This is a genomic window from Faecalitalea cylindroides (assembly GCF_028321995.1).
Classification (GTDB): domain Bacteria; phylum Bacillota_I; class Bacilli_A; order Erysipelotrichales; family Erysipelotrichaceae; genus Faecalitalea; species Faecalitalea cylindroides.
The window spans coordinates 46,800-63,671 of sequence record NZ_JAQLXG010000002.1; the positions used below are offsets into that span (position 1 = coordinate 46,800).

Consider the following 16,872-nt stretch of genomic DNA (forward strand, 5'->3'; position numbering starts at 1 on the left):
TTTCATGTCCAAGATACATGTTTTAAGCGAACATTTGACAAATATGATTGCTGCCGGAGAAGTAGTTGAAAGACCAGCAGGCATTGTAAAAGAATGCGTTGAAAATAGCATTGATGCTAAAGCCAAGACAATTGAAATAGAAGCTTTCCAAGGCGGTATCGAAAGATTGATCATTACAGATGATGGAATAGGTATGGACAAAGAAGATGCTCATTTAGCTTTTATGCGCCATGCCACCAGTAAGATGCATTCAGAAGAAGATCTTTTCAATATTCATACGATGGGATTCCGTGGAGAAGCTCTGCCTAGTATCGCATCTGTCGCTAAAGTCGAACTTAATACCAATGATTCTAACGAATCTACTTTAATAAGATACAGCTATGGAGAATTGATCTGTGAAGAATCTTCATCTTGTCCTAGAGGAACTAAAATAGATATTTCAGGTCTTTTTGTCAAAACTCCAGCTCGCTTTAAACATTTAAAGAGCCCAAGTTATGAATTTTCGGTTATTGCGGATATCGTGAATAAGATGGCTTTATCTCATCCTGAGATTCGCTTTAAATTATCACATGACGGAAGAGTTGTGTTTCAAACAAGCGGAAACGGAAAAATCCAGGAGATTCTTTATCAGATGTATGGTAGAGAAGTTGCGGAAAATGCAGTTTATTTTGAAGGAAAAAATGATGATTTTAAGATTCATGGTTATGCCATTCAACCTAAGATCAACCGTGCTACTAAGTATTTTATGTATATTACGCTAAACACTCGTCTGATTCGAAGCGTTCCGATCCAAAAGGCAATATTGGATGCATATTCACATTTTTTACCACCAAATCGTTTTCCTATTGTGGTATTGCAAATTGAATCCGATGCACAATTGGTGGATGTCAATGTCCATCCAAATAAATGGGAAGTTCGTTTATCGAAACAAAATGATCTTTTAGAACTTGTCAAAAATACGATTCGAGATTCTTTAAGTAATTCGCTGCAAACTGTGCAAATAAAGCCAAAAGTAAAAACTCCAATCTTTGAACAGGAAACATTGAATTTTCCGTATCCAATAAAAAATGAAAGAAAGACAGAATCGATCATTGAAAAGGGGTTTAAGAAAAAAGAAGAATATGAAAAATCATATGATTATCCTATAAAGACAAATCCTAGCATCAAAGAAGAAAAGATCGAATATCCTGCAGAACTTGAAGTTTTGACAAAACCAGAACTTCAAAAAGAAGAATCAATTGAAGAAATTGAAAGCGTAGAAAAAGCAGTAGGATATGAATTCTTTTATCATTTAAAAGTAATTGGACAATTAAAAGAATCTTATATTTTATGCGAGAATGAAGATGGACTTGTTATTATAGATCAACACGCAGCTCAAGAAAGATATCATTATGAAATGTTACAGGAAACTTTAAATAAGCCTTGTAACAATCTTCAACCTTTGATGCTGCCGATTCAACTTGATGTATCATCCAATATAATGTCACAAGTAAATACGATCAATGAAAAAACATCTTTCTTTGGCTTAGAATTTGAACCATTTGGAAACGATCAGTTGATCGTAAGAGAAATTCCATTATGGTTTCAGAATGTACATGAAGAAGCATTTTTATACGATCTTTTAGATCTTTTTGAAAAAGACAATGAAATTGATATGTCCAAGCTTAGAAAACATGTTTTGGCTACAATGGCCTGTCATAGTTCAATTCGATTTAATCGTTCTTTGACCATGGATGAAATGAAACAAGTAATTGAAGATTTAAAGAAATGCAAACAACCTTATCATTGTCCTCATGGAAGACCAACCATCATCACGATGAGCGATCATGATCTAAGAAAGGAATTTGAACGTGGATAGAAAGAAGATACTTGCAATCGTAGGACCAACAGGAATTGGAAAGACAAGTTTATCTATTAGGCTTGCCAAGTTGTTTGATGGAGAAATCATATCTTGTGACAGTATGCAGGTTTATAAACAAATGAACATTGGAACCGCAAAAGTTACCGAAAGAGAAAAGGAAGGGATTCCTCATTATCTTTTGGATGAGCAGGAATATGATGAACCATATAATGTAATGATTTTTCAAACAAAATGCCGCGATGCGATCCAGACAATTCAAAATAAAAATAAACTACCTATATTATGTGGAGGGACAGGATTATATCTAAAAGCCGCTTTATATGATTATGAATTTGAAGAAGAACAGGAAGATACAGAATACACAGCGTATTTACATTCTCTATCAAACGAACAGCTTGTTGAGCTTCTCAAACAAAAAGATGAAAAAGCCCTTGAAAAGATTCATCCAAATAACCGAAAAAGAGTAATCAGAGCTTTACAAATAGCACACAGTGGTAAAAATAAAACACAAAGAGAAGAAGAACAATGTCATGAGCCTTTATATGATATATTTTTTCTTGGACTGGATATAGATAGAGATATTCTTCATGAGAGAATTAATAAACGAGTTGATTTAATGTTTAAAGAAGGACTTGTTAAGGAAGTGGAAGAATTATTTTCAGATCCGCAAACATGGGGTTATACAAGTTTTCAAGGAATCGGATATAAAGAATTCAAAGAATATTTTGAACATACCAGAACGTTGGAAGAAGTGAAAGATAAAATAAAAGTTCATTCACGTCAATATGCCAAAAGACAATATACATGGTTTAAAAACCAAATGAAGGTTCATTGGTTTGATCGAGAAGACGAAGAACAAATCGTAAAGTCTGTGAAAGAGTGGTTATATGAATAACGAAAGAAGTGCTTTGCTGCTGGGGAATGAAGCTTTAGAGATTTTAAAGAATAAAACAGTATTGGTCGTTGGCATTGGAGGTGTTGGTTCTTTTTGTGTCGAAGCTTTGGCGCGTACAGGAATTGGCCACTTGATTTTAGTGGATAAAGATAAAGTCGAATCCAGCAATATTAATCGTCAGTTGTTGGCTACCACGGAAACAATTGATCAAGTCAAGGTTATTGTCATGAAAAAGAGGATTCAAACTTTAAATCCAGAATGCAAGGTTGATACATATGACTGTTTTTATGATTGCTCGATGGATGAGAAGATATTTTCACAAAAAATTGATTTTGTGATTGATTGTATTGATTCGATAAAATCAAAACAGGATTTGGCTATGGCATGCATTCAAAGAGATATCCCATTTTTATCAAGTATGGGAACAGCTAGACGGTTAGATCCGTCAAAACTTGAAATAATGGAACTGGAAAAGACAAGTTATGATCCAATTGCGAAAAGAATGCGAAATTGGAAACGAAAAAACAAAATTCGAAATAAGATATGGGTCGTCTGTTCTACGGAACCTCCAAGACCTGTAGAAGCAGGAAAGCCATTACCAAGCATGATCTTCGTACCAGCAAGTGCAGGTTTGTTATTGGCAAGTGAATGTGTGAAGAAACTGATCAATAAATAATAGCTATAGAAAAATTTCTATAACTTTTAGAAAAGAGGAATTTTATGGTTAAAAAGATTTCATTGAGTGCGATGTTTTTTGCGTTAGGATTAATCTTACCTTTTTTTACAGGTCAGATACCTCAAATTGGAAGTATGTTATTGCCGATGCATATTCCCGTTTTTTTATGTGGGTTTATTTGTGGTTGGAAATATGGTGGTGTGATTGGATTTTTATTGCCATTGATGCGTTATGCTTTATTTGGCATGCCACCAATTTATCCAACAGGAATTGCGATGTCATTTGAATTAGCTACCTATGGAATTGTATCAGGGTGGTTGTTTAATAAAGGAAAATGGCAATGCGTGATTGCCCTTTATAAATCAATGATCATGGCTATGATAGCTGGAAGGATCGTATGGGCTGTCATTGAGATGGTGTTGCTTGGAATAGGAGAAGGCGGATTTACTTTTACGATGTTTTTAAGTGGTGCTATCATTCAGGCTTTACCCGGTATCATCTTGCAGCTAATACTCATTCCTGCAATCATGGTAGCTCTAGATAAAGCCAATTTGGTCCCATTTAAAAAAGAGGATAGTTCCTATATAGAAATCAGTAAGAGTTAAGAATATGTTCTTAGCTCTATTTTTATATGAAGAAATCCTTTAAAAACAAGGTTTTTGCTATTGAAAAAAATCAAATGTATGATATTATGCATGAGCTATGAAAACAAAAATTCAGCTGATCGATAAGATCTCAAATCAAGTCATTTATGAAGGCAAGGCATTGATTGAATCCGATCTATCAAAAGAAAAATTAGTTTTTCAAGATGAAGAGAGAACATATGTTTGGAAAGTCTTTGAAAAAGGATTGATCATCGAGACAATTTCCGAAGCCAATGTTCATTTAACTCTGCGGCAGGATCATAGTACCCAAGGGCATGTTCGTACGGACTTTGGACAAATAGACTTGCAATGTAGAACAACTCTATATAAAATAGATAAAAATTATGTAGAAGTTGTTTATGAACTGCTCCAGGGAAAAGACAGTCAAAATTTTCATTTTATACTCTATAAGATGAATGAGGAGGAATTACATGAAATCCATTGATATAGAATTGAAGCAGGCAATAAAAGAAGCGGTAAAGAAAGCATTTGATATTGAACTAGAAGAAAACAATATTGTTATCGAAACACCTAAGGTAAAAGATCATGGCGATTTTTCTACCAATGTCGCAATGCAGTTAACACGACAGTTGAGACAGAATCCAAGAATGATTGCGGAAAAGATCGTAGCCAATATTGAAAGCGAAAATGTAGAAAAAATGGATATTGCCGGACCAGGATTTATCAACTTTATTCTTTCAAAAGGACGTTTTACAAAAGTAATCGAAGAAGTTTTAAGTAAACGTGAGAATTTTGGTCAACAACCTTCAAATGGTATTAAGGTCAATCTAGAATATGTAAGTGCCAACCCAACAGGTTCGCTCCATCTAGGTCATGCACGTGGAGCTGCATGGGGAGATAGCTGTGCAAGGATCATGAAAAAAGCAGGATATGATGTGACTCGTGAATACTATGTAAATGATGCGGGAAATCAGATCACTAATCTTGCATTATCATTAAATGCTCGTTATCGTCAGGCACACGGTATTGAAACTGAAATAGGTCAGGATGGTTATTTAGGTGAAGATGTTAAACAAAAGGCTGAACAGCTTGCCAAAGATTATCCTGAAAAATATTTAGAACCAACTGAAGAAAACTTAAAATTCTTTAGAAAAGAAGGAATTAAATTCGAATTAGATAAGATCAAGGCCGATCTTGATAATTATCGTGTTCATTTTGATGTATGGTCAAGTGAACAAACGATTCGTGATTCAGGAGATGTAGACAGAGCCTTAAAAGTACTTGATGAAAAAGGCTATACTTATGAATCTGAAGGAGCGCTTTGGTTCAAGACAACTGAATTAGGCGATGATAAAGACCGTGTATTAAGAAAAACAGATGGATCTTATACATATTTAGTTCCAGATATCGCATATCATAATGATAAATATAAACGTGGATATGATTTACTGGTAGATTTTCTAGGAGCTGATCATCATGGATATATTCCTAGATTAAAGGCTAGTATGCAGGCTTTAGGGAATGATCCAGACAAACTAAATGTAGATATCATTCAGATGGTTCGTTTAGTTAGTGATGGAAAAGAAGTGAAGATGTCAAAACGTTTAGGAAATGCCACAACGATCAATGAATTATGCGACAGTGTAGGAGTCGATGCAGCAAGATATTTCTTTGTACAAAGAGCATTGGATTCACATTTGGATTTTGATATAGAGTTGGCAAAGCGTCAATCAAATGATAATCCGGTATATTATGCACAATATGCTCACGCTCGTATGTGTTCAATTCAGAAACAGGCAAAGGATATAGAACTGGCGGATTCTTTTGAAGATCTAACAGATGAAAAAGAAATTGAATTGATGAAGACACTTCAGGAATTCAATAAAGTTATTATCGAGAGTGCAAAAACAAGACAAGTTCATAAAGTTTGTCATTATATTCAAACTTTAGCTTCTAAATTCCATAGTTTCTATAATGCATGTAAAGTAATTGATAGAGACAATATGAAACTAAGTTCACAAAGATTAGCGCTTGTAAAGGCAACACAGATCGTGTTGGCAAATGCTTTAGAAACAGTTGGTGTTGAAGCTGTAGAATCAATGTAGTTGTAAGGAGTTTATGTATTATGAAACAATCAATGACTGATGTAGCATATGAAGTAATGAATGATTATGAAAATGGTGTTCCTTTTATTGAATTATGGAATACTGTAAGTGCAAAGTTGGGATTGAGTGTAAGTCAAAAAGAAGATAATATTGCACAGTTTTATACAGATCTTTCAATGGATGGGCGTTTCTTGAATCTTCCTCAAAATGTATGGGATCTAAGAAGTCGTCATACATATTCAGAAAGCGTACTTGATACAGATTCAATCGCAATTGATGAGGATTCCGATGATGAAGATATGGAGTTTTCTGATCTAGCTGAAGATGATAGTGAAGAAAACAATGATGATCAAGATGAGTAAATAATTGTGCATTGTCATTCTTTTGTCACTTTTCCTTTCTAATATAGTAGTTAGAAAGGAGGAAGAATGCGTTTTGTGTCCGCTACAAAATAGCGGACTTTTTCATATATAGGATATTTGTATAAAACAATAATGTAGATATAATATATGAAATCTCATTTATGGTATAATGATGGCACAAAAGGAGATAGTATGTTTAAAAGTGTTCAATATGTAATAAAGGAAAACTTTTCAAATTTATATCGTATTTACTGTATTGCGAAATATGAATTATTAGCTGATATGCGCGATTCCAAATTCGGTATTTTCTGGAATTTTGCTTCGCCAGCTATTCAAGTTTTTACGTATTGGTTGATCTTTGGTGTGGCTTGGAATCGAAAACCAATAGAAGTCAATGGAATCGTTGTAAGTTATCTGCCATGGTTGATCGTTGGGTATTCAGCATGGTGGTTCATTCAGCCATGTATTCAAAATGGGTGCACGGCAATCTTTTCAAAGATCAATGTCATCACAAAAATGAAGTTTCCCGTATCAGTTTTACCGGCCACAGTTTGTGCTAAAGAAATGTTTAATCATGGTTGTATGTTGATTATCGCGTTTATTACTTTGTTATTGTGTGGATATTTTCCTAATATTCATTGGCTAGGAATTATTTATTATGCATTCTGTGCTTTCATGTTTGCGGAAGCTGTTTCTTTGATCCTTTCTGTTTTGACGATGTTATATCGTGATATTAGAAAATTAGTAAAATCATTGATTCGTATGTTTATGTATTTTTCACCTGTTATTTGGGAATGCCATTTTGCCAGCCATGTACCATTTCATAATATTTTGAATACGATCATGAAATTAAATCCAGCCTACTATATTATTTCTGGATATCGTGATTCTATTTTTTATGGGAAGACTTTTTTAGATCACCCAGCCTTAACTTTATATTTTTGGGGTGTTGTTCTTATTCTTTTTGTGATTGGTTGTATGTTGATGTATAAATTTAAAAAGAAATTTATTGATTTGATATAGAGGATACATATATGAAAGATTATGCGGTAAAAGTAGAAAATATATCTAAGATATACGAACTAAAAAATAAGAACAATCAGTATAAAAAGGATAAAAAACGATTTTATGCTTTAAAAGATGTATCGTTTGAAATTCAAAAAGGCGATGTTGTTGGTATTTTAGGAACCAATGGTTCTGGGAAATCCACCTTATCTTTGGTATTGGCAGGGATTTCAGATATAGATAGTGGAAGTGTTCACGTAAATGGAGAGCAGGCTTTGATTTCCATCAATACGGGATTAAATCAACAATTAACAGGTTTGGAAAACATTCGTGTAAAAGGCGCTTTGATGGGTTTAAAGAAAAAAAGAATTGATGAGATCATTGATGATGTAGTCAATTTTGCTGAACTCGGTGATTTTTTATATCAACCTGTCAAAAAGTATTCCAGTGGTATGAAATCTAGATTGGGATTTTCAATATCTCTGGCATTAAATCCAGATATCTTTATCGTTGATGAGGCTTTATCTGTTGGGGACAAGGGGTTTGCGAAAAAATGTATGGATCGAATGATGCAGCTAAGAGATGATGAAGGAAAAACGATTTTTTTCGTATCGCATTCTTTGTCACAAGTGAAAAATTTCTGTAAGACCGGAATGTGGATTGAAGGCGGCGTTCTTCAAGAAGTTGGTGACATCAATCAAGTGTGTGAACATTATTCAGAGTATGTAGAACAATTAAACGCATTAAAAGGCAAGGAAAAACAAAAAGTTCTTGATGAAAAATTTGCGAAAAGATTGTTGCCGCCACAGAAAAAACGTAAGCTTTTTTCCTTATTTAATTAGAAGATTGATACGATCTTCTTTTTCTTTATGACATGAAATCTTGAAGAATTGTAAAAAAAGAAGAAATATACTAAAATCTACATAGTGTACATGTATGAAAGGATGAATATCATGAAAACAGTTATTACTTATGGAACATTTGATCTTTTTCATATTGGTCATTTAAATATTTTAAAAAGGGCAAAAGAGTTAGGTGATTATTTGATCGTTGCGGTAAGTAGTGATGAATTTAATCTTCAAAAAGGGAAAGTTTGCCAGATCAAGGATACAGATCGTATGCAGATCGTTGAGGCAATTCGCTATGTTGATAAAGTGATTCCAGAAACAAGTTGGGATCAAAAGATAGAAGATGTTAAAAAATATAATGTTGATGTTTTTGTCATGGGAGATGACTGGAAAGGAAAATTTGATTTTTTAAAGGAATACTGCGAAGTTGTGTATTTGCCAAGAACACAGGGTATTTCTACAACTCAGTTGAAAGAAGAATTAAAAGATAAGTAAGAGGGAATAAATATGTTGAAAAGAGTTATCACAAAAGTCAAAGGAGTGCAAAATACATATCTGAAATACCGAAAAACAGATATTGATCCAAATGGCTTTTTACTTGAAGCAGGGCAGGGGAAAAATATCAATGGGAATATGTTTGCGATTGCCAGGGAACTTTGTACAAATCCTGCGTGGAAAAAGTTCAAGGTTTACTGGGTCGTAACAGAAGATACATTACAGTCTGCCAAAGATAGGTTTTCCTTTTATAGCTACAATGTAGAATTTGTAGTTCGCTTAAGCGATGAGTATGCAAAACTTTTGGCAACATGTAAATATTTATTGACGGATAACTCATTTCCTCCTTTTTTTATAAAAAAAAATAATCAGATTTATTTAAATACTTGGCATGGAACACCATTAAAAACTTTGGGTAAAAGCGATATAAAGAATGCCAAATCACTTGCGAATATTCAGAAAAACTACTTAATGGCAGATTATGCTTTATTTCCAAATCTATTAACAAGAAATGTCTTTATGAAAGATTACATGTTAGAAAGTCTTTATAGAGGCAATATTTTAATGTGTGATTATCCTCGCAACAGTGTATTTTTAGATCTTGATTTTCAAGAAGAATTACGTCAAAAGTTAGGCTTGATGAATAAACAGTTGATTGCCTATATGCCTACATGGCGTGGAAGTGATCGAACAGCTGATGCGATCGTTCAAAAAAAGATATTGGAAAAATATTTTGAAGAAATCGATAAAAAATTAGAAGATGATCAAATATTCTATGTAAATCTTCATTTCCTTGTAGGAAATACAATGGATTATTCAAAATACAAACATATCAAACCATTTCCTAAGGAATATGAAACATATGATTTCTTAAGTATCTGTGATATTCTTGTCACAGATTATTCAAGTGTCTTTTTTGATTTTGCGATTACGAAAAAGAAGATCATCTTATTTACGTATGACTTAAATGAGTATATGGAAGAAAGGGGAACCTATTTTTCTATTGAAGAACTTCCTTTTCCAATCGTGGAGACAGTTGTTAAATTAATAAATGAAATAAACTATCCAAGAGATATTTTGATGGAGCAGTTCTTAAATGAATTTTGTCGTTATAGAGATTTATTTATTCCTGAAAAAATTGTGGATCTTTTGGTGCATGGAGAGAAGAAAAATCTTATTTTGGAAAAGAATGAAAAACAGGATCTTGTTTTAGTTTATGTAGGGGCATTAAAAGGGGATGCATTAAATCAATATCTTTTAAATGAGATTGATAAAGTGGTAGATCAATACCCAGATAAGAAGGTTATTGTTTGTTTTAGAGGAGCTGTGAATGATAAAAGAATTGAATTTTTATCACAATTAAATGAAAAAGCCGATTATTTAGCTTTAGTTAAAAAATACAATTTCAGCCTTTATCAAGTTGTTAAGGCTCGCCTAAGCTTGTCTTTTACTTTTTTTGATAAATTATTCAATAGGGGTCTACAAAAAATTATCAATCAGGAAAGAAATCGTTTCTTTTATTCCATTAAGCCAAGTCTAGTCATTAACATGTCGGGGAAGGCTCAATATATAAATTTGATGTTAGAAACATTCAAATGTCCTAAAGCAGCATATATCTTACCAAAGCCATTTGCAGGAACGATGATTTCAACAAAAATCTATAAAAAGATGTGTGCAGATGCATCAAAGAAGTATGATCAAGTAATTGATCTTTATGATAAAGATGTAAAAGCGTATTGGAATGATAAGAAAGAAACATATTATAATGCAAGTTTTCAATTAGCCAATATCATTCATCGTTTCCATAATACATCCAATAGCATGAATGTCTGGGCTGTTGCCGTAATGAGAAATGCATATGAATTTGATTTAGGCAAGATTCATTGTCAGATCAATGAAAAGAATTATCCTTGCCATATCAATAAATTGTTTTCTTTAAATCAATATGTATCAATCGTTACATATAAAGTAGAGATTCCTACAAGCGATATTATGGAATTTGAAATTCAGAACAAATTAAAATTTGTATATCAAGATGAAAATGGATATGGATTTGAAAAAGGATGTCTTTATAGTGCTTTGGCTAGAAGAAAAGGCAAGAATAAACAAGGACCTATCAAGATTTTTGAAAAGAACAATACATCGGCTTATTTTCGTCAGTCAAAAAACAATGTTTTGTATTTGACAGTTCGAAAAAAGAATTTAACAGACAAAACAATTGAACAAATCAAACTAGATTTTGCCTATTATTTATCAAAAATCATGCCAAAGAAAAAGATTGTATTATTGTATGAAAAAGAAAGCAGTCGTTATGAAGAAAGTGCGAGTGTTTTATATGAGAAATTGATTGATGATGGATATAAGGATGCGTATTTTATCTTAGATAAAAATTATTCACATTTTCATGAAATTGCCAATAAGTATCGTACAAATATCTTATATAAAGGATCTTTTAAACATTACTTATATTTCTTTATGTCGAAGACATTTTTGGGCTCAGAGGCTTTGGTTCATGCGATTGATCTAAGAATCTCTAATAAACATGCGCTAAATAAGATCAATGACAAGTCTTTGAATTATGTCTTTTTGCAGCATGGTGTTATGTACATGGTTTCATTAGATTCTGAATCTAGAAGTTTCTTTAAACCAATGAAAACAGAAGGAAAATATCGTGTCGTTACTTCATCTGTAGAGGAAGCTAGGCATTTTATTGAATTAGGCGGATATGATCCGGAAACGATTTATGTCTGCGGTCTGCCTAAATTTGATAGAAATACTTTGAATGAAGATGCGGATAAGATCGTGGTCATGCCTACATGGAGACCTTGGGAATATAATGAAGCTCGTTATGATTTTACTCAAACGAAGTATTATCAGATGCTGGTAAGAATTGTTGATGCAATTCCAGAAAAATTTAAAGATAAATTGATCGTGTTACCTCATCCGCTTTTCTTTGATGCGATCAAGGATACAGAATTTGAATTGAAACAATATCTTAATGTAACGGATAAATACGATGAAATTTTAAAGGATACGCGTATTTTGATCACAGACTATTCTTCCATTGCCTATGATGCCTTCTATCGCGGCTGTAATGTAATTTTCTATTGGGAAGAAAAAGATGAATGTATGGCAAATTATGGCCCAACGACAAAATTGATGTTGAATGAAGAAAATGTTTATGGGGATATCTGTATGAATCCTTATCAATTAAGCAAGGCAATTGATATTAACTATTTCCATGGTCAAGATGAAGTTTATCAGAGACGATATTCAAAACTGGTTGATTTCCATGATGGCAAGAATACAGAACGTTTGATTACGTTATTGAGAAAGGATGAAATCATCTAATGACGCTTATTCTTTTAATCTTTTTCTGTTTATGTATTACCGGAGTAAGAGTTGATTTTTTCAATCGAGATTATATAAGTCGTGACACAACGATTCAGATCAATGGGATATTTGTTTTTTTAGTTTTTTTAAGTCATTTCGCAGGATATTTGGATCATGAATATCCATTGAATTTCATCTATATGAATGTTCGTGGTTTCTTTGGTCAGCTGGTCGTGACAACATTTTTATTCTATTCCGGTTATGGCATCCTAACTTCAATCAACCGAAAAAAAGAGGCGTACATTAGAACGATTCCCGTCAAAGTATTAGAACTGATCTTTGATTTTTCGGTTGCGATTGTTTTATTTTTACTTGTGCAATCTTTCTTTGGACGTTTTTTTGATCCGATCGAAATCATATTATCTTGTGTAGGATGGATTAGTGTGGGAAACAGCAACTGGTACTTATTTGATATCCTTTTATTGTATATGATCACATATGTTTCATTTACGATTTCTAAAGATAGAAAAATGTCATTAAGTCTAGTCTTGATTTTTTCTTTAATATCAATGGTATTGCTGGCCCAGTATCAAACTGGGACTAGATGGTACAATACTTTTCTTTGTTTCTGGCTTGGTATGGTGTATGCTCAAATCAAACCAAAATATGAAAAAATGGTTCAGAAAGATAAGAAAAAATATTATTGGGCCTTAGCTGTTTTGGTAATTATATTTTTAATATCAATTCTATTGCGAAATGCGATGTTGTTTTATATAATTCACGCTCTAGTATTTACTTTATTGATCAATCATCTGTCTATGATCGTTCACATTGATAATCCTGTGCTAAAATGGTTAGGAAGTCATATTTTTAGTATATATATTCTTCAAAGGATTCCAATGATCATAGGGGACCATTTAGAGTTTATAGATGAACATATGATAGTATATTTTATATTTAGTTTGGTTATGACAGGAATTATGGCAGAAGTGTTTGATCGTTTTGTTCATATGATATCAAAAAAGATATTTGTTCCAATCAAAATGATGGTAAAAGAGGGTTGATATGTTTATATTACGAAAGATAAAGAAAATAGCCGGTAAGATCATAAGGATCACATATAAGTTAACTTATAAATTGTTTAAAGTGGATGATAAATTAATGATCTTTATATCTTTTCATGGAAAAGGATATTCAGATAATCCTAAAGCGATTTATGAAGAAATCATCCAAGATGAAAGATTTAAAGGATATCGTTTTATATGGTTTATTAAGGATCATAAACGTAAAAACATAACAATTCCAGGTGCTGAAATAAAAGAATATTTCAGTCTTTCCTATTTTTACTATATGTCAAAGGCAAAATACTGGATCATAAATTGTAAGATGCCTATATATATTTGTAAAAAAGAGAATCAGTTTTATCTTCAGACATGGCATGGAACACCTTTAAAACGCCTGGCACATGATATAGATGTTTCTGAAGATACGACTTTTTATCGTTCTGCGGTTACTTATGAACAAATGTGCAATTCCTACGATGTGGATGTAGCTCGATATAACTATATGATTTCACCAAATGCGTTTTGTTCCCAAGTGTTTCCAAGTGCATTTGGAATCAATAAAGAGAGATTGATCGAGACAGGGTATCCAAGAAATGATTTTATCGTAAATGCGACAAAAGACGATGTTTTTAGAATTAAAAAGAAATTAAATATTCCTATGGATAAAAAAGTCATACTTTATGCTCCAACATGGCGTGATAATTCATATGTTGCGGCGGGGTATACATTTGAGTTAAAAGCAGATTTTCATAAATGGAAGGAAATCTTACAGGAAGAATATGTTGTTTTGTTTAAACCGCATTATTTGATCATCAATAAATATGAAAATGATAGATCTCTGGATGGATTTTTATATTCAATTCCAGCGAATAATGATATCAAAGATTTGTATGTGATCAGTGATGTTTTGATTACCGATTATTCGAGTGTTTTCTTTGACTATGCAATATTAAAACGACCTATTTATTTCTATATGTATGATATTGAAGAATATGCCACGGATCTAAGAGGTTTCTATATGGATATTCACAAAGAATTACCAGGAAAGATATACAAAGAGGAAAATGAGATGTTGATGGATATCAAAAATCAAATCTATGATGATTCAAGAATGGAAGTATTTAATCAGCGTTTTAATAACCTTGATGATGGCAAGGCATCAAAGCGTGTTGTGGATATCATCTATAAGGCAGGTCATTAATATGTCTTTGAATAAACTTATCTTAAATATAGCTTTAAAAATAATTGACATCCTTACGTTTTGGGTCAAGAAAGATAAGAAACGCATCACTTTTGTTTCTTTGACACAATCTCATTTAGCCAGTGATTTTAAATTAATTGATGATTTACTGAAAAAAGAAAACAAATATCATATTCATTATAATTTGATCGAATTTGAAAAAAATCTCTTAGGTGATTTTAAATACTTTCTGAATTGTTTAAAACAACTGGTAGAGTATAAAAAGTCAGCTTTGATCATTATCAATGATAATAATTATGTGATTAGTCATTGTAAACCTCAAGGGACAAAAGTTCTTCAGGTTTGGCATGCCTGTGGTGCTATAAAAAAATTCGGAAATGAAATTAAAAGGCAATATCCAATTCGAAATTATGATGCGATCATCTGCAATGCCAAGGCATGGAAACCTGTATATGCCAAATCGTTTGGGGTTTGTGAAGAACAAGTTCATGTTACAGGAATGCCAAGAATTGATTTGTTGTTGGACGATTCTTTACAGAAAAAAAATAAAGAAGAATTTTATAAAAAATATCCTATGTGTGTTGAAAAAAAACTTTGTCTGTATGCTCCTACATTTCGTGGCAATATTATAGATGGCTTTAAGATCAAATCTTTTGATTTTGAAAGAGTTGAATCTATGTTGAGCGATGAATATCTTTTCTTATATAAATTTCATCCATTGTTGGGGGATGTAAAAGTAAATTCTTCTAAAGCAATTAATGTGAATGAAGAAGATTTATATACTTTATTTACGGTAAGTGATTGTTTGATCAGTGATTATTCATCAATTCTTTTTGATTATTCGTTATTGAATAAAAAGATGATTGCATATATAGATGATATTGATGAATATGATAAAACGATTGGTTTAAATGTTGATTTAAGAAAAGATTTCTGTGGGCCAATCTGCAAAGATGAAGAAGAGTTGGCCAATGCCATAAAATCAGAAAACAAAGATCAGCGTATTAAATCTTTTCAGAAAAAGTATATGTACTATACAGATGGAAAGAATACCACACGTGTTATTAAATTAATTGATAAACTGATGAATGATAAATGATAATTAGAGTGAGTGTATCTGGTATTTTGAGATACACTCTTTATTTTTATTTTAATAGAAATGAACAATAAAAAAACTTTTTTGATATAATAAAAAAAACGATCGATAAAGTTTAGTGAATATCGAAATATCAAGAACAAAATAATATCATGTAGAAGAAAGGGGATTAGATGAGCGGTTTTATAGAAGTTGTACACGAATATTTAAATCTATTTGCATATTTGGCGGTTTATTTTTTAGAAGCATTATCCCTTTTTTGTATTGTATGCAGTGCAATTCAAAGTATGGTCGTCGCCTTCAACAAAGATAAAAACACTAAGAAACCTTTATTAAAAGGATTAAGCGTTGCGTTAACATTTAAACTAGCTGCCGAGATTGCTAGAACAATCACGGTTCGAAGTTTAGATGAAATCATTCAAATTGGAGCTTTGATAATGGTAAAGGCTGCCATAACAGCTTTGATTCATTGGGAATGGAAAAGTAAGGATGTAATGACAGATCTTGATGATATTGATTAAAACAAAACGAAGTAATTTATTACTTCGTTTTTAGTTTATCTTTTTCTTGCGCTTATTAATAACATCATAGGACGTCTCATTTCGTCTTTCATTCCTGGTAGATCCATCATGTCTTTTGGTGGCTTTGGCTCAATCACATGCTGGAGTTCAAATCCTTTTTCTAAGAGAGTGTTTAAATATGTAGTTAATGTCCTATGATATTTAATGACTTCTTCACCTAAAAATATTGCTTGTCGCTTCCCTTCATAATAATAGTTATCAACAGGAAAATGAAGGATTTCTCCCTTTTTGTCATAATACCAGTCTTGATTGCCATAGGATGTAAAAATAGGGTGTTCGACCGAAAAGACAAATTCACCATTTGGCTTTAACCATTTATAGATATTATTTATCAAACGATCATAATCTTTAATATAGTGGAAGGCAAGAGAACTAATAATGGCATCATAAGATGCAGGATCGGTATCAAAATCTTCTATAGCTGAATGAATATAAGTGATTTTATCATCCTGGTTCTTTTCTTGAGCAACTTTTAACATTTTCTCTGAAATATCAACACCTACAACGGATTTAGCTTTATGCTCAGCAGCATATTTACAGTGCCAGCCATATCCACATCCTAAATCTAGTACATGTTTTTCTTTAAAATCAGGTAATATCTTTTTGAGCTCATACCATTCTCCGGCTCCATCCAATCCTTTTTGTGAGCGAAACATCTGGCGATATTTATTAAAAAATGTATCATCATCATATTTGTTTTCTTTCATGAAAAAAACTCCTCGTATAGATTATATCATTATATCTG

The 16,872-nt window shown here is 32.2% G+C and carries 16 protein-coding genes; 15 read left to right on the forward strand and 1 reads right to left on the reverse strand.

Translation table 11 applies throughout. The annotated features are described in order from the left end of the window. The first annotated feature begins 4 nt into the window (after nt 1-4). The 15 genes from mutL (at nt 5) to PND65_RS01625 (ending at nt 16,067) form a co-directional block, all read left to right on the forward strand. The gene (gene mutL / locus PND65_RS01555; protein ID WP_271990357.1) at nt 5-1,858 is read left to right on the forward strand and encodes a DNA mismatch repair endonuclease MutL; all 1,854 of its coding nucleotides are present in this window, start codon (nt 5-7) and stop codon (nt 1,856-1,858) included. Continuing rightward, nucleotides 1,851-2,756 carry a tRNA (adenosine(37)-N6)-dimethylallyltransferase MiaA gene (miaA, locus tag PND65_RS01560; RefSeq protein ID WP_087158250.1) on the forward strand — a complete coding sequence of 302 codons (906 nt, stop codon included), beginning with the start codon at nt 1,851-1,853 and terminating at the stop codon, nt 2,754-2,756. The genes mutL and miaA overlap by 8 nt, the downstream gene beginning before the upstream one ends. Continuing rightward, a complete protein-coding gene (locus tag PND65_RS01565; RefSeq protein WP_022356602.1) occupies nt 2,749-3,432 on the forward strand; it encodes a tRNA threonylcarbamoyladenosine dehydratase in 684 nt (227 codons plus the stop codon). The genes miaA and PND65_RS01565 overlap by 8 nt, the downstream gene beginning before the upstream one ends. A gap of 44 nt (nt 3,433-3,476) precedes the next feature. After that, nucleotides 3,477-4,037, forward strand: a complete 561-nt coding sequence (locus tag PND65_RS01570) for an ECF transporter S component (RefSeq protein WP_022356603.1) — start codon at nt 3,477-3,479, stop codon at nt 4,035-4,037. 97 nt (nt 4,038-4,134) lie between these two features. Beyond that, on the forward strand, nt 4,135-4,521 hold the full coding sequence (locus PND65_RS01575) for a DUF1934 family protein (protein ID WP_087319663.1): 387 nt from the start codon (nt 4,135-4,137) through the stop codon (nt 4,519-4,521). Next, nucleotides 4,508-6,142 carry an arginine--tRNA ligase gene (argS, locus tag PND65_RS01580; protein WP_015535989.1) on the forward strand — a complete coding sequence of 545 codons (1,635 nt, stop codon included), beginning with the start codon at nt 4,508-4,510 and terminating at the stop codon, nt 6,140-6,142. The genes PND65_RS01575 and argS overlap by 14 nt, the downstream gene beginning before the upstream one ends. Before the next feature lie 20 nt (nt 6,143-6,162). Further along, nucleotides 6,163-6,504 carry a DNA-directed RNA polymerase subunit delta gene (gene rpoE / locus PND65_RS01585; RefSeq protein WP_022356604.1) on the forward strand — a complete coding sequence of 114 codons (342 nt, stop codon included), beginning with the start codon at nt 6,163-6,165 and terminating at the stop codon, nt 6,502-6,504. A gap of 192 nt (nt 6,505-6,696) precedes the next feature. Then, nucleotides 6,697-7,527, forward strand: coding sequence for an ABC transporter permease (locus tag PND65_RS01590; RefSeq protein ID WP_022356605.1), 831 nt, complete (start codon nt 6,697-6,699; stop codon nt 7,525-7,527). 11 nt (nt 7,528-7,538) lie between these two features. Beyond that, nucleotides 7,539-8,351: an ABC transporter ATP-binding protein gene (locus tag PND65_RS01595; RefSeq protein ID WP_022356606.1), complete on the forward strand. Its 813-nt coding sequence runs from the start codon at nt 7,539-7,541 to the stop codon at nt 8,349-8,351. Between the two features lie 111 nt (nt 8,352-8,462). Continuing rightward, the gene (gene tagD, locus PND65_RS01600; RefSeq protein ID WP_022356607.1) at nt 8,463-8,852 is read left to right on the forward strand and encodes a glycerol-3-phosphate cytidylyltransferase; all 390 of its coding nucleotides are present in this window, start codon (nt 8,463-8,465) and stop codon (nt 8,850-8,852) included. Nucleotides 8,853-8,864: 12 nt separating this feature from the next. Then, nucleotides 8,865-12,203 (forward strand): CDP-glycerol glycerophosphotransferase family protein, encoded by a 3,339-nt coding sequence (locus PND65_RS01605; protein ID WP_271990359.1) that lies wholly within the window; start codon nt 8,865-8,867, stop codon nt 12,201-12,203. Next, complete coding sequence (locus PND65_RS01610; protein WP_035401609.1) at nt 12,203-13,249, forward strand: hypothetical protein; 1,047 nt, start codon at nt 12,203-12,205, stop codon at nt 13,247-13,249. Before PND65_RS01605 ends, PND65_RS01610 begins: the two co-directional genes overlap by 1 nt. A 1-nt stretch (nt 13,250) precedes the next feature. After that, nucleotides 13,251-14,450 (forward strand): CDP-glycerol glycerophosphotransferase family protein, encoded by a 1,200-nt coding sequence (locus tag PND65_RS01615; protein WP_087319670.1) that lies wholly within the window; start codon nt 13,251-13,253, stop codon nt 14,448-14,450. A 1-nt stretch (nt 14,451) separates the two neighbouring features. After that, nucleotides 14,452-15,549, forward strand: a complete 1,098-nt coding sequence (locus tag PND65_RS01620; protein ID WP_271990361.1) for a CDP-glycerol glycerophosphotransferase family protein — start codon at nt 14,452-14,454, stop codon at nt 15,547-15,549. Nucleotides 15,550-15,719: 170 nt separating this feature from the next. Next, nucleotides 15,720-16,067 (forward strand): DUF1622 domain-containing protein, encoded by a 348-nt coding sequence (locus PND65_RS01625; protein WP_022356612.1) that lies wholly within the window; start codon nt 15,720-15,722, stop codon nt 16,065-16,067. Between the two features lie 35 nt (nt 16,068-16,102). Here PND65_RS01625 and PND65_RS01630 read toward each other — a convergent pair whose 3' ends face one another. Then, entirely contained in the window at nt 16,103-16,834 is a 732-nt protein-coding gene (locus tag PND65_RS01630; RefSeq protein ID WP_271990363.1) for a class I SAM-dependent methyltransferase, read from the reverse strand. Nucleotides 16,835-16,872: the final 38 nt, after the last annotated feature.

Coding starts and splice junctions, on each gene's coding strand:
- PND65_RS01625 (WP_022356612.1), top strand. CDS start 15,720: ATGAGCGGTTTTATAGAAGTTGTACACGAATATTTAAATCTATTTGCA.
- PND65_RS01605 (WP_271990359.1), top strand. CDS start 8,865: ATGTTGAAAAGAGTTATCACAAAAGTCAAAGGAGTGCAAAATACATAT.
- PND65_RS01620 (WP_271990361.1), top strand. CDS start 14,452: ATGTCTTTGAATAAACTTATCTTAAATATAGCTTTAAAAATAATTGAC.
- PND65_RS01575 (WP_087319663.1), top strand. CDS start 4,135: ATGAAAACAAAAATTCAGCTGATCGATAAGATCTCAAATCAAGTCATT.
- PND65_RS01570 (WP_022356603.1), top strand. CDS start 3,477: ATGGTTAAAAAGATTTCATTGAGTGCGATGTTTTTTGCGTTAGGATTA.
- argS (WP_015535989.1), top strand. CDS start 4,508: ATGAAATCCATTGATATAGAATTGAAGCAGGCAATAAAAGAAGCGGTA.
- PND65_RS01565 (WP_022356602.1), top strand. CDS start 2,749: ATGAATAACGAAAGAAGTGCTTTGCTGCTGGGGAATGAAGCTTTAGAG.
- PND65_RS01630 (WP_271990363.1), bottom strand. CDS start 16,834: ATGAAAGAAAACAAATATGATGATGATACATTTTTTAATAAATATCGC.
- PND65_RS01590 (WP_022356605.1), top strand. CDS start 6,697: ATGTTTAAAAGTGTTCAATATGTAATAAAGGAAAACTTTTCAAATTTA.
- rpoE (WP_022356604.1), top strand. CDS start 6,163: ATGAAACAATCAATGACTGATGTAGCATATGAAGTAATGAATGATTAT.
- mutL (WP_271990357.1), top strand. CDS start 5: ATGTCCAAGATACATGTTTTAAGCGAACATTTGACAAATATGATTGCT.
- tagD (WP_022356607.1), top strand. CDS start 8,463: ATGAAAACAGTTATTACTTATGGAACATTTGATCTTTTTCATATTGGT.
- PND65_RS01610 (WP_035401609.1), top strand. CDS start 12,203: ATGACGCTTATTCTTTTAATCTTTTTCTGTTTATGTATTACCGGAGTA.
- PND65_RS01595 (WP_022356606.1), top strand. CDS start 7,539: ATGAAAGATTATGCGGTAAAAGTAGAAAATATATCTAAGATATACGAA.
- PND65_RS01615 (WP_087319670.1), top strand. CDS start 13,251: ATGTTTATATTACGAAAGATAAAGAAAATAGCCGGTAAGATCATAAGG.